12 protein-coding genes are annotated in these 13,227 nt (G+C 50.4%); 6 read left to right on the top strand and 6 right to left on the bottom strand.

The genetic code is table 11. The features are described from left to right. Positions 1–85: 85 nt before the first annotated feature. The 3 genes from speA to E7747_RS03690 are packed head-to-tail and all read left to right on the top strand — an operon-like array spanning position 86 to position 3,677. Positions 86–1,987: a biosynthetic arginine decarboxylase gene (gene speA, locus E7747_RS03700; protein ID WP_123613997.1), complete on the top strand. Its 1,902-nt coding sequence runs from the start codon at positions 86–88 to the stop codon at positions 1,985–1,987. Between the two features lie 5 nt (positions 1,988–1,992). Then, a complete protein-coding gene (gene truA, locus E7747_RS03695) occupies positions 1,993–2,733 on the top strand; it encodes a tRNA pseudouridine(38-40) synthase TruA (RefSeq protein WP_317130222.1) in 741 nt (246 codons plus the stop codon). Positions 2,734–2,762: 29 nt separating this feature from the next. Then, a complete protein-coding gene (locus tag E7747_RS03690; RefSeq protein WP_136414179.1) occupies positions 2,763–3,677 on the top strand; it encodes a glutaminase in 915 nt (304 codons plus the stop codon). A 71-nt stretch (positions 3,678–3,748) separates the two neighbouring features. Here the strand turns inward: E7747_RS03690 and E7747_RS03685 are convergent, their stop codons facing one another. Beyond that, on the bottom strand, positions 3,749–5,410 hold the full coding sequence (locus E7747_RS03685; RefSeq protein WP_136414177.1) for a putative transporter: 1,662 nt from the start codon (positions 5,408–5,410) through the stop codon (positions 3,749–3,751). A 122-nt stretch (positions 5,411–5,532) separates the two neighbouring features. Here E7747_RS03685 and prfB point away from each other — a divergent pair. Continuing rightward, a protein-coding gene (gene prfB / locus E7747_RS03680; RefSeq protein WP_136414175.1) for a peptide chain release factor 2 occupies positions 5,533–6,649 on the top strand; the annotation gives its coding sequence in 2 pieces (ribosomal slippage) (positions 5,533–5,595 and positions 5,597–6,649; 1,116 coding nt in all). Between the two features lie 142 nt (positions 6,650–6,791). Here the strand turns inward: prfB and E7747_RS03675 are convergent. Next, positions 6,792–7,277 (bottom strand): hypothetical protein, encoded by a 486-nt coding sequence (locus E7747_RS03675; protein WP_136414173.1) that lies wholly within the window; start codon positions 7,275–7,277, stop codon positions 6,792–6,794. A gap of 435 nt (positions 7,278–7,712) precedes the next feature. Here E7747_RS03675 and E7747_RS03670 point away from each other — a divergent pair, with 435 nt between their 5' ends. Continuing rightward, positions 7,713–8,339 (top strand): porin family protein, encoded by a 627-nt coding sequence (locus tag E7747_RS03670; protein WP_136414171.1) that lies wholly within the window; start codon positions 7,713–7,715, stop codon positions 8,337–8,339. A gap of 11 nt (positions 8,340–8,350) precedes the next feature. On the opposite strand, the gene E7747_RS03665 is transcribed toward E7747_RS03670, so the two are convergent. Both E7747_RS03665 and E7747_RS03660 read right to left on the bottom strand, forming a co-directional pair. Beyond that, positions 8,351–9,793: an alanine/glycine:cation symporter family protein gene (locus E7747_RS03665; RefSeq protein ID WP_228449244.1), complete on the bottom strand. Its 1,443-nt coding sequence runs from the start codon at positions 9,791–9,793 to the stop codon at positions 8,351–8,353. 153 nt (positions 9,794–9,946) lie between these two features. Next, the gene (locus E7747_RS03660; RefSeq protein ID WP_136414169.1) at positions 9,947–11,695 is read right to left on the bottom strand and encodes a phospho-sugar mutase; all 1,749 of its coding nucleotides are present in this window, start codon (positions 11,693–11,695) and stop codon (positions 9,947–9,949) included. A 508-nt stretch (positions 11,696–12,203) separates the two neighbouring features. Here E7747_RS03660 and E7747_RS03655 point away from each other — a divergent pair. After that, positions 12,204–12,455: a hypothetical protein gene (locus E7747_RS03655; RefSeq protein ID WP_136414167.1), complete on the top strand. Its 252-nt coding sequence runs from the start codon at positions 12,204–12,206 to the stop codon at positions 12,453–12,455. A gap of 38 nt (positions 12,456–12,493) precedes the next feature. Here E7747_RS03655 and E7747_RS03650 read toward each other — a convergent pair whose 3' ends face one another. Further along, positions 12,494–12,679 carry a hypothetical protein gene (locus E7747_RS03650; RefSeq protein WP_136414165.1) on the bottom strand — a complete coding sequence of 62 codons (186 nt, stop codon included), beginning with the start codon at positions 12,677–12,679 and terminating at the stop codon, positions 12,494–12,496. Then, the gene (locus E7747_RS03645) at positions 12,663–13,193 is read right to left on the bottom strand and encodes a hypothetical protein (RefSeq protein ID WP_136414163.1); all 531 of its coding nucleotides are present in this window, start codon (positions 13,191–13,193) and stop codon (positions 12,663–12,665) included. Before E7747_RS03645 ends, E7747_RS03650 begins: the two co-directional genes overlap by 17 nt. Positions 13,194–13,227 lie beyond the last annotated feature (34 nt).

Raw genomic sequence — 13,227 nt, 5'->3', positions numbered from 1 at the left:
AGCCGCATCGCTACGGTTGTCCGCGCTAAAAATCTGTTTGTTTTTACGATTTTACACGAATATAATTTTTAAGAGACAACAGCCGATGAGAAAATGGCGAATTGAAGACAGTGAGGAACTGTATAATATTCAAGGATGGGGACGTAAGTATTTCTCCATAAACGAAAAGGGTAATGTGGCCGTGACACCCCGTGAGGGTTATGCCTCGGTAGATTTGCGTGAGGTGATGGACGAGCTTCAGGTCCGTGACATCACTTCGCCTGTCCTACTGCGTTTCCCCGACATCCTTGACAACCGTATCGAAAAGATTTCAAACTGCTTTGCGGTGGCTTCAAAGGAGTATGACTACAAGGCTCAGAACTATATCATCTATCCTATCAAGGTGAATCAGATGCGTCCGGTAGTCGAGGAGATTGTCACTCACGGTGAGAAATTCAACATCGGCCTTGAAGCCGGCTCGAAGCCCGAGCTCCATGCTGTGCTTGCCACGAATATAAAGGAAAACGCTCTTATAATCTGCAATGGATATAAGGACCAGACATACATAGAGCTTGCACTTCTTGCACAGAAGATGGGACGCCGTATATATATAGTGGTGGAAAAGCTCAATGAACTCCGCATCATTTCCGAGGTGGCGAAGCGCATGGACATAGAGCCTAACGTCGGTATCCGCATCAAGCTTGCTTCGTCAGGTTCGGGCAAGTGGGAGACGAGTGGCGGCGATGTGTCGAAATTCGGTCTCAATTCGTCGGAGCTTCTTGAGGCGCTTGACTATATGGAGCGCAACAAGATGAAAAATAGTCTGAAGCTAATCCATTTCCACATAGGCAGTCAGATTACCAAAATCCGCCGTATAAAGACTGCCATCCGCGAAGCCGCACAGTTCTATGTCCAGCTCACACAGATGGGGTTTGACATAGATTTCATGGATATAGGCGGCGGTCTTGGTGTGGACTATGACGGCACACGCAATTCCGTGTCGGGAAGTTCGATGAACTACAGCATTCAGGAGTATGCCAACGACGCTGTGTCGACCATCGTCGACGCATGTGTCAAAAACGGGATAAAGCAGCCCAACATCATCAACGAGAGCGGACGTTCGCTGACCGCCCATCACTCTGTGCTGGTGTTCGAGGTGCTTGAGACCACGCAGCTCCCGATATGGAAGGATTCGAATGATATTGAAGAGACTGACCATGAACTCGCCAAGGAGCTTTATGTAATCTGGGACAAGCTTGACCAGCAGCGGCTTCTTGAAAGCTGGCACGATGCTCTCCAGATCCGTGAAGAGGCTCTCGACCTGTTCAGCCTCGGTATGCTCGATCTCCGCACACGCGCCCAGATCGAGGAACTCTTCTGGAGCATAGCCCGTGAGGTCGGTGACATAGCCTCAGGCATGAAGCATGCGCCTGAAGAACTGCGTAAGGTGGCCAAGATGGTTCCTGACAAATATTTCTGTAACTTCTCGCTCTTCCAGTCGCTCACTGACTCATGGGCCATCGATCAGGTGTTCCCGATTATTCCTTTGTCGCGTCTCGATGAGAAGCCTACCCGCACATGTACGCTTCAGGACATCACATGCGACAGCGACGGCAAGATTTCCAACTTCATATCGACCCACGGCGGTGTGGCCAACTCGCTCCCGGTCCACCCGGTCAAGGCTTCAGAGCCCTATTACCTTGGAGTGTTCCTCGTCGGTGCTTATCAGGAAATTCTCGGTGACATGCACAACCTCTTCGGCGACACGAATGCAGTGCATATCTCGGTCTACAAGGACCGTTATGAGATCGACCGTATAATAGACGGCGAGACGGTGGCCGATGTGCTCGACTATGTGCAGTTCAACCCCAAGAAGCTTGTGCGCAATGTCGAGGCTTGGGTGACAGCTTCAATGAAGGCCGGAAAGATTACCCCCGACGAGGGGCGTGAATTCCTGAGCAACTACCGTTCGGGACTCTACGGTTACACCTATATAGAAAAAGATTGACCGCAGTGGGACAGACGAGATATTTCATGCGTCTGGCCTACCGTGGCGCTCCCTTCCACGGCTGGCAGTGCCAGCCCGGAGAGGTGACAGTGCAGTCCGTAATCGAGGCTGCACTGTCGACCGTCATGCGCCGCGACATGAAAATTGTCGGGGCTGGACGTACGGACACCGGGGTCAACGCCCGCATGATGGTGGCCCATTTTGATGTCGATTCTCCATTGACAGATCCGGCAAGGCTCGTCAGGAATCTGAATGCTATTGTCGGGAAGGACATCGCCATTGAGGAAATCTATGAGGTCGAGCCTGACAAGCATGCGCGTTTTGACGCTACGTCGCGCACCTATCACTACTATGCCGTCACGTCGAAGTCGCCCTTCTTCTATCCGTTGAGCTGGAAAGCTCCTGAAGGATTGGATTTCGGGAAGATGAATGAAGCTGCGGCGATATTGCTCGAAACGGCTGATTTCACATCGTTCGCCAAGCTTCACACAGATGCCAAGACCAATATCTGCCGTGTCACCAAGGCGCGGTGGGAGAGGGTTGGCGATGACGGATGGGTGTTTGTCATCACGGCCGACCGTTTTCTCCGCAATATGGTGAGGGCGGTGGTCGGTACGCTCGTGGAAGTGGGCCGCGGAAAGATGTCGGTGAGCCAGTTTGCCGAAGTTATTGCCAAGCGTGACCGCTGTGCCGCAGGGACTTCGATGCCGGGTCATGCGCTCTATCTGTGGGAAGTGACATATTGACGATTGTTGTTTAACACGCTCTTTTGGCCATGAACTACGAGGAAGTACTAAGGGCAATTGCCGGAGAGATTGAGCCTCTCCGCAATGTCGGACGACAGGCCGACTACATTCCTGCGCTTGCAAAAGTCAATCCAGACCGATTCGGAATCTGCATAACGACAGTCGACGGTGAGATTTTCGAACGTGGAGATGTTGACGAACGTTTTTCAATCCAGAGTGTCACAAAGGTTTTCTCGCTTTCAATGGCTTTGTCGCTCATGGGCGAGAAGCTTTGGGAAAGGGTGGGGAAAGAGCCTTCGGGCGCAGCTTTCAACTCTCTGATACAGCTGGAGCTTGACAGAGGCATACCGCGTAATCCTTTCATCAACGCCGGGGCTATCGTGCTTGCCGACGTGCTCATGTCGGCGCTCGCCGAGCCTGAGGCCGACTATCTGGCTTTTGTGCGCGAGATAGCCGGGGACGATACCGTTGGCTATGACCGAGATGTCGCCGCCTCGGAGCGCGAGAAGGGCTATATCAACGCGGCCATTGCAAATATGCTGAAATACTATGGGAATCTGGAGAATGACATCGAGGAGGTGTTGCGTTTCTATTTCCTTCAGTGCTCGGTCGAGATGAGTTGCCGTCAGCTCTCGCGTGCATTCCTGCCGTTTGCCGACCGTAAGTCGGATTTTGCCTTCGGCAATGTGCGCCTGACATCCTCGCAGGTCAAGAGGATAAATGCTGTCATGCAGACATGCGGTTTCTACAACGATGCCGGTGAATACTCATATCTCGTCGGGCTTCCCGGCAAGAGCGGTGTCGGAGGAGGCATAGGGGCTGTCTATCCGGGGCGTTACTCGGTGGCGACATGGAGTCCGCGTCTGAATGAAAAAGGAAATTCCGTCATGGGCATGAAAGCTCTCGAACTTCTCACCACCTATACGAGCGAATCAATTTTCTAATCCACACTTTGAAATCAGGAAATTTTTATATCTCTTATTTCGGCTTTCCGGTAGTAATTGTGTGAGTATTTTTATATGAAGAAAAGTATTATCAATTGGGCGATTATAACTCGGCAGAACATCGACATCGGGTAGACTGTGGCATAGCTTACGGTTGCGAAATCTCCGGGAATGATGTCGTTGGCATAGTTCAAGGCCATCGGATTTGCCATGCTTCCGCAGAGCATTCCGCAGGTCAGGCCGAAGTCGAGGCGGAAGAGTTTCATGGCCACTGCTCCCATGATCAGGACGGGGATTATTGTGATGAGGAAGCCGAGGCCTATCCACATCAGACCTTCGGAACGCATGATGGTGTCGAGGAACTGTGCGCCTGCGTCGAGGCCGAGACAGGCGAGATAGAGCGAGAGGCCGATGCCGCGCAGCATGAGGTTGGCACTGCGCGTGGTGTAGGTGACGAGGCGGAACTGCGGCCCGAAACGACCGATGAGAATGCCGACGATGATCGGACCTCCGGCCAGACCGAGCTTGATTGGTGTCGATATGCCCGGGATTGCGATAGGAATCGAGCCGAGTACCAGACCGAGCACGATGCCGATGAAGATTGCTCCGAGATTCGGATCTTTGAGCTTTATGGCCGAGTTGCCGAGCGTCTGCTCTACTTTTTCGATGTCGGCGGCGCTTCCGACCACTGTGAGAGTGTCGCCGAGCTGCAGAATCAGTTCGGGGGTTGCCACGAGGTGTAGGCCGCTGCGGGTTATGCGGCTGATGTTGATGTGATACTGGTTGCGGAGACGCAGTGAGCCGAGTTTCTTTCCGTTGATCGACGAGCGGCTGACAATGATGCGTCGCGAAATGAGCTGATTGTCGATAGAATTCCAGTCGATGTCTTTCTTGTTCCAGTCGCGGGCCTCCTGTTTGCCGAAAAGCACTTTGAGTTTCGGACAGTCGGTCTGTGTGGTGATGACAAGAAGATGGTCGTCCTTGTGGAGAATTGTGCTGGAATCGGGGACGAGCACGGCCTCGTTTCTCCACAAGCGGGAGATTACGAATTTAGTCTTTGTCAGCGATGTGATTTCCCTGACACTCATGTCGTAGATTGCCGGATTGCAGATCTTGAATTCGGCTATGAAAGTTGAGTCGGTCTCTTCAGGTGCTGATGAAAGTGGCGTTCCCGGACGAATGAGCGTCTTGCGCAGGGCTATTATGGCGAGAATCACGCCGACGACACCGAGTGGATAGGTGACTGCGCAGCTGAGGGCCGCACCGTTGGCTGAGCGTCCGAGCTGTTCGAGTGCCTGCTGTGCCGCACCGAGAGCCGGGGTGTTGGTCGTCGCTCCGCAGAGCAGACCCGTCGCCTCGCCGATGGGCACTCCGAGGAAGATGCTGAACAGCACCGCCATGAGTGTTCCGATGACAATCACTCCGAGTCCGAGAAGGTTGAGCTGCATGCCACCCTTGCGGAAAGAGCTGAAAAATCCCGGGCCGACTTTCAGTCCGAGTTCGTAGACAAACAGTACGAGGCCGAGGTTTTCTGTGTAGTGCAGGATTGTCGGGTCGATTGACAGTCCGATGTGTCCGGCAAGGATTCCTGCGAAAAACACGAATGTCACACCGAGCGAGATGCCCCACACACGGATTTTGCCGAGAGCGAGTCCGACCGCGATTATTATTGAGATTATAATCACAGCCTGAAGCGCCGAGTGGCTCATAAATATGTCTGAAAACCATTGCATGCTGCAAAATTAGTAAATAATGCGTAAATTTGCAGCCGAGATAACTACATAAGTGATTTTTCGGATTTGATTTTCTGAAGAATTGCTTAGATTTTTTAACCAAGTTTCATCCGTAACACATAATGATTACTCAGGAACAATTAAAAGAGACTTTTGAGCGCAAGCTGGCGCTGAGGAGGTATCTTTGACATCGACAGCAAGAAAATTCAAGTAGAGGAGGAAGAACTCCGCACTCATGTGCCTGACTTCTGGGAGCATCCCAAGGAAGCACAGGCACAGATGAAAAAAATCAAGGACATTCAGGCGTGGATCGACGGCTATGAGGAGATTGACAAGACTGTCAACGAGCTTCAGCTCGCATGGGATTTCCTCAAGGAAGGACTCGTGGAGGAAAGCGAAATCGATGCGCTCTATGCCGATGCCATCACCAAAATCGAGAATCTTGAGCTGCGCAACATGCTCCGCCGCGAGGAGGATAAGCTTGGCGTAGTGCTCAAAATCAACTCTGGTGCCGGAGGCACGGAGAGTCAGGACTGGGCCTCGATGCTCATGCGCATGTATCTGCGCTGGTGTGAGAGCCACGGCTACAAGACTTCGATTGCCAACCTTCTCGAAGGCGACGAGGCCGGTATCAAATCATGTACCATCAACGTCGAGGGCGATTTCGCCTATGGCTATCTCAAGAGCGAGAACGGTGTGCACCGCCTCGTGCGCGTGTCGCCCTACAATGCTCAGGGCAAGCGCATGACTTCGTTTGCATCGGTGTTCGTAACACCGCTTGTCGACGATACCATAGAGGTCAAGGTTGATCTGGCGCTCCTTTCGTGGGACACGTTCCGTTCGGGTGGCGCGGGCGGCCAGAACGTCAACAAGGTCGAGTCTGGTGTGCGTCTGCGCTACCAGTTCACCGACCCCTACACCGGCGAGCAGGAAGAAATCCTTATCGAGAATACCGAGACTCGCGACCAGCCCAAGAACAAGGAGAACGCCATGCGTCAGCTCCGCTCGATACTCTACGACAAGGAGCTGCAACACCGTCTTCAGGAGCAGGCCAAGATCGAGGCTGGCAAGATGAAAATCGAATGGGGTTCGCAGATACGCAGCTACGTGTTTGACGACCGACGCGTGAAGGATCACCGCACCAACTATCAGACTTCGGATGTCAACGGAGTCATGGACGGCGACCTCGATGCTTTCATCAAAGCCTACCTCATGGAGTTTGCCGCCACGGAGGAGTAAAATATTGATGTCAATAAACGGACAGTGCCCGATAAATAGTTTATTGGGCACTGTCCGTTTATTGTTAAACCGTTGTTCTTATGAATATTAGTTTTGCAGTTTAGTCGTAGTGATGATTATTCAGTAATCATTGCTTACTTCTTTAATCAAACTGTCCAGGCCCACCAAAACGCGGAGCGGAAAATTCACACAATCCACTTTCGTAGAATATATTGGCCATTTCAAGTGGATTGCATTTAGGGTCCTTTGTGCATACGAACTCCAAAGTGTCAAAACTTCCTGACCCGATAAAATGCACATTTCTTTTCTCGGCAAGTTTTTCTAATTTCGTCTGGTCATTTTCGTTTTTCAATCTTAGTGAAATAACAATACTTGGTATAAGCTCGCGGTCTTCCTCTAACCATCTGTAATAGTATGACCATCCGACTACATAGGGCAGGGCTGGTTTGATTTTCCGATAATCGGTTTCGATTGTCGCTTTTTTGCAGTCAGATAGAAGTTGCCGGCCTGTTTCGGATACTTCATCCAAATGTGTCTGGGTGTGATGCAATGTGATATTGGTAAGCGATAAACCGTTTTTTGCCAGCTCTTCTTTTAACTTTTCTTCATTATCGGCTTTATAGACCACAAGGATTTTGTCTTTTACGGTTTGAAGAGCAGATAGTTGCTTTAAATCTTTTTGACTTAATTAAGCCCTTATTTCTCTTTAAACAGCCTCTTAGTCCCAGCACTCGGTTTCAGGGGCGATTTCGGGAATGGTCGAGGAGCGATAGATCATGGCAGAATCAAAGAATACGCACATAACCGCGATAACGGTATATGCCGATGTATATAAGTGTAAATCAAAACAATATTTATTTGGATAGGTCTATTAAATATTGTTAAAATATATTAGTATAGGTTGTACACTGATAAAATATTTGTAACTTGACCCAAAATCAAATTCATTGACATTTATTATACAATGATTCGGTAAAATTTGAGGTTGTTCAGCCTTGGCTCAGTTAGCGGCTTAGACGCAACTGGACAACAACGAAATTTACCGAATCATTGTGATAGACATATGCGTTATATACTGTTTTATATTTTGCTTCTGCTCCCTTTTGCCGGGAAAGCGTGGGAGAGCGATGACGTACAGACTGGGAGAATGGTCAGATGGGGTGTCAAACCGTCGTTCAACATTAACATCCCTGGAGGCTGGACGTCAAAGGATGTGACAATCAGCTATGGAGGCGGAATCGGAGGCGTATGCAATATCTCTTGGCTGTCAAACTGGTACTACGAGCCGGGTGTGTCATTTGATGTTGATGGTATGAAGCTGAAAACAGGCGATGAGTTTGGCAGTGAGATGAGTCTGACCCGGTGTTCTGTCTCAACGTCTCTGACCGGTGGCTATCTGTTTGAGATAGACGACCTGTTGAATATCGCTCCGTTGGCCGGAATTGAGCTTTCTTATTTTTTCAGCAATCATGCTTCGAATGTGCCTGACGGCTTGGCGGATGATATGGATGATGTATGGAAACCGGTGAATCTTTCCTGCGGTGTCGGATTTGATATTGTCAGAGATAACATATCGATTGGAGTTATGGGGTATTTTGGCCTGATAGATATGAAAAAGAGGAACTGTCCGGTCAGCTCCTCAGAATTGTTTGCAAACAGAGTAAAGGTCTCTGTGAAATATTATTTCTGATTCTGGCTCGTTCACTCCCAGCACTCGGTCTCGGGGGCGATTTCGGGGATGGTGGATGAGCGGTAGATGGGGTCGAGGCCGCGGCGGCGCTGAGCGCGGTAGTCGTTGAGCAGACGGATGGCATATTTGCCGAGCATGACGATGGCTGCGAGGTTGCAGAGGGTCATGAGCGCCATGGTGATGTCGGCGAATCCCCACACGAGATCGAGCGACATGACCGCTCCGGCATAGACGATGCCTCCGACGAGCAGACGGTAGATATTTATCAGGGTGTCGTTGTTACGGATAAAGCGGATGTTGGTCTCTCCGTAGTAATAGTTGGCTATTATGCTTGTGAAGGCAAAGAAAAATATCGCGATGCTGACAAATGTCGAGCCGATGTTTGAGCCGGTTCCGAGCCCGGCATCTATGGCATGCTGTGTGAGCACGATGCCGTCGTGACCGTCCATGAAAATACCGCTGCAAAGAATGATGAATGCGGTGGCGGTGCAGACGAGGAGGGTGTCGGTGTAGACACCGAGTGTCTGGATGAGTCCCTGTTTCACAGGGTGGCTGACCGATGCGGTCGCTGCGGCGTTTGGAGTCGAGCCTTCGCCCGCTTCATTGCTGAAAAGCCCGCGCTTGATACCCATGATTATAGCTGCGCCTATGCTTCCGCCCAGAGCTTCGTCAAAGCCGAATGCGTTTTTGACAATCATGGCCATGACGGCGGGGAAGTGGGTGATGTTGAGGGCAATTATTATGATAGCCAGAATAATATAGGCTACCGCCATAAATGGAACAACGATTTCGCTGAAACGCGACACTCGCTGTACACCGCCCCAGATGACGATGAGGGTCAGGATGCAGAGCGTCCATGCGGTCAGTTCGCGTGGAATTGAGAAAGAGGAATTTAGAGCGTCGGCGATGGTGTTGGACTGCACGGAGTTGAATGCGAAACCGAACGTGAGGGTGATGAGCACGGCAAAGGTGACGGCCCACCAGCGCTTGTGGAGACCTTTGAGTATGTAGTAGGCCGGCCCTCCCATAAACGATTTCTCGCCCTTGACCTTGAAGAGCTGCGCGAGGGTCGACTCGACAAACGCGCTTGCAGCTCCGAGTATGGCGATGACCCACATCCAGAATACCGCACCCGGTCCGCCGAGGGCTATGGCTGTTCCGACACCCGCAAGGTTGCCCGTCCCGACGCGCGAGGCGATGGATAGTGCGAATGCCTGAAACGAACTGATCGAGCCGTGGGAGGGAGCGTCGTTGGCACGGCGGTCGTTGTCGCGCTTGCCTGAACGCACGAGCAGGCGGCACATCTCGCCAACCATTCTGAACTGCACCCCTCGGGTGGCGATTGTGAAAAACAGAGCTACCGCCAAAAGGACGGTAACCATAACATAGTCGGTCAGCACTCCGCTGACGGCAGAGACAATATTTTCGAGCATAGTAGAGTCTGTAGTAGTCATATTTACCACAAAATTACAAATTTTTTATCAATGACCGTCGTTCAAAATGATTGCTACAGACTGTAGATAAAAGAAAATCCATCAGCAACCACATATCGTTGATTGCTGATGGATCTCTTTGTATTTTAAGCCTGTAAATTACTTAAGTGGCTATTATGCTATACCGAGGTCTTTTTTGAGAGCTTCGACCTTAGCTTCGGCGAGCTTGCCGCACTTGTCGTAGTCTTCGGGTTTTTCCATCGGAACTTTGACTTCCATGTAGAACTTGATTTTGGGTTCTGTTCCTGAAGGACGTACAGAAACCTTCGATCCGTCTTCGGTGAAATACTGAAGCACGTTTGAAGTGCAGGGGAAGTCGAGTTTTTCGTTAGGCTTGCCGTCGGTGTAGATAATGTCGAGGGTGCCATAGTCCTTGATGACGGTCACGGGGCTTCCTGCGAGAGACTTCGGCGGGTTCTCGCGGAACTGCTTCATGAGAGCCTGAATTTCTTCAGCACCGCTCTTGCCGGGACGAACGACAGACACGCCTACTTCGTGGCTGAAGCCATACTTCATATAGATGTCGGCGAGCATTGCCTGGAAGTCCATGCCCTTATCCTTTGCCCATGCGCAAGCCTCGGCCATGAGCGAGCAGGCAGATACTGCGTCCTTGTCGCGGACGAAGGTCTCGGCGAGGAAGCCGTAGCTTTCTTCACCGCCTCCGAGGTAGCGGAGCACATCTTCGTTGTCGCGCATCACGGCTGCAATCCACTTGAAGCCGGTGTAGCAGTCGAAGAGACGCACATTCATGGCATCGCAGATAGCCTTGATAGTTTCGGTGGTCACGATGGTCTTGACTGCGAATTCGTTGCCCTTGAGCAGACCGAGTTCCTTGTTGCGGGTGATGATGTAGTTGAGAAGAATCATCACAATCTGGTTGCCGTTAAGAAGCACGTATTCGCCGCTGTTGTCGCGGATCACACAGCCGATTCGGTCGGCGTCGGGGTCAGATGCCATAACGATGTCGGCGTTGACTTCCTTGGCTTTCGCGATGGCCATAGCCATTGCCGAGGGGACTTCGGGGTTGGGCGATTCGACAGTGGGGAATTCACCGCTGGGGATATCCTGCTCGGGTACGTGGATGATGTTGGTGAAGCCGAAGTTGCGGAGTGAGTCGGGGATAAGCTCGACACCTGTGCCGTGGATCGGAGTATAGACGATCTTGAGGTCCTTGTGGCGTTCGATGACATCGGGGCTGAGCGAGAGTCCTTTGATTTTTTCAAGATAAACCTTGTCGACATCAGCGCCGATAATCTGGATTTTTGATTTGTCGCCGTCAAACTTGATGTCCTCGCGTTTGATTTTGTTTACGTGGTTGATGATGTTGACATCGTGGGGGGCGATAATCTGAGCGCCGTCTTCCCAGTAAGCCTTATAGCCGTTGTAGATTTTCGGGTTGTGTGAAGCTGTGATGTTGACACCGCTCTGGCAACCGAAATGACGGATGGCGAACGAGAGTTCGGGGGTCGGACGGAAGCTGTCGAAAAGATATACCTTGATTCCGTTGGCCGAGAAGATGTCGGCTACGATTTCAGCAAACTTGCGTGAGTTGTTGCGCACGTCGTGGCCTACGGCAACGCTTATTTCAGGAAGATCCTTGAAGTTTTCCTTAAGATAGTTGGCGAGACCCTGAGTGGCAGCGCCGACAGTGTAGATATTCATGCGGTTAGTGCCGGCTCCCATGATGCCACGGAGACCGCCTGTACCGAATTCGAGATCTTTGTAGAAACTTTCGATTAGCTCGGTCTTGTCGTCGGCATCGAGCATACGTTTTACTTCTGTGCGGGTTTCCTCGTCATAACCGTCACCGAGCCATACCTGTGCTTTAGCGGTGACTTCTTTCAATAATTGTTCGTTTTCCATATATTTTTAGGGGGTTAATTTTTTGTTTTTCAGCTTTCGGGATGGCCGTAAGCATCGGTATCAGCTTTGTTCACTACTTTTAATGAAAGGATAGTTCCTGTCAGTAATTTTAGAATTGTGATTAAGGCAAATTTACGGCCTTTTGTGGAAATAACAAAGAAATCGGGATAAAAATGTTAAAGCGTTGTCTAAATTTGGTTAAGTGAATCTTAAAAATGAAATGTCGCTATATTGTATTAACAGATTCTTGATAAAAGATACTTATTTATGATAATCATTGGAAGAGTACAGATTGTAACCCCCGAAGTCAGGTAACGGGCGAAAAAAGCTAACATCAATTAAACAAAAATATGATAAAGAGTGTTGTCATTAATGATTGTGCGCGTCGAGCGGCAAACTGTTATTGTATAAGCTACAAACCACAAGATAAAAAAGAAACGGTGAAGGGGGCTACCCTGCACCGTTTCCAATGAAAATCACAGGCCGGAGGGCCGTCTAAAATCAAATTATGGATAAGCAAGCAATATCACTTACATGTTTTATTTTTCTTTCATTAGTGGGTTCAATCTGCGCCATGTTGCCGTCAGGAGGAGCTGATGTGTCGTTATCGCGCGGACGGTCTGCGTATATGGCAAAGAACCAGACCAATGCCATAAAAGATTCGGTGGCGTCCGGTCTGCATGGCGTATCGGGTAATATGCCGGACGTTTTCAACGCTTCTCTGAATTTTGATTTTAAGGCCGAACAGCGTCACTTGTAGCTTGCCTCTCTCTGGTGATATTCGGCCGTTTATCTATCTCACTTATTCCCGATAGGCCGGGTGACGCTTATGGTCGCCGGTCTGTCGCCGTATGGCAGGGAGAATGTTGTGCGTGCGCACGCGCTAAGCCCGATTGCCGCAATGGCTGTCAGGACGAGGGCGAGTGTGAGGTTGCGTCTGCGTATGGAGATTTCGGTTTTCATTCGGTCAGTTAAATTTGCCATTTCTGTTGAAGTGGAGCGAGACTGTCACGTTTGAGCCGGCTCGACGATATGAACGGTTGTTACAGCTGACTTCTTCAAGGACGATTGATCCGCCTGTAGTGACCGGCGGACGGTTGGCTTTCAGCTTCATCATGCAGCGGAGTTCGGTCTTCTGCTTGTTGAATCTAACGGTCACTTTCGATATTCCGGTGGCTTCGCTGCGCCCGGAGTTCCACTCCATTGCCTTCTGGTCCGGAAGGTCTGCGTCGAAGGCGAGATATTTCCTGCCATTGACGGTCTGCACGTCAAATTTGATTGTCGAGTGAGAGGAGTTTCCCTCGATGGTGACATTTTTCACAAATCCGTTGTCGTCGACAAGGTTGCGGCCGTCGGAATTTATACATTCCATAAGTATCCGGCAGGACTGTGACGTGGCATTGACCGGCGTGTATTCATCGTCGTTGTTACATGAGGTGAGGAGGATGAATGTTGACAGCATTGCGATGATGACTGTTGAAAAGTTGGTTTTCATCATTTGACTGGAGAGTTTTAATTTAGAATTAGAATGA

It is taken from the genome of Duncaniella dubosii, assembly GCF_004803915.1.
GTDB lineage: Bacteria > Bacteroidota > Bacteroidia > Bacteroidales > Muribaculaceae > Duncaniella > Duncaniella dubosii.
The sequence above is the reverse complement of the archived record's forward strand: the minus strand, read 5'-3'. Positions and strand labels throughout refer to the sequence as shown.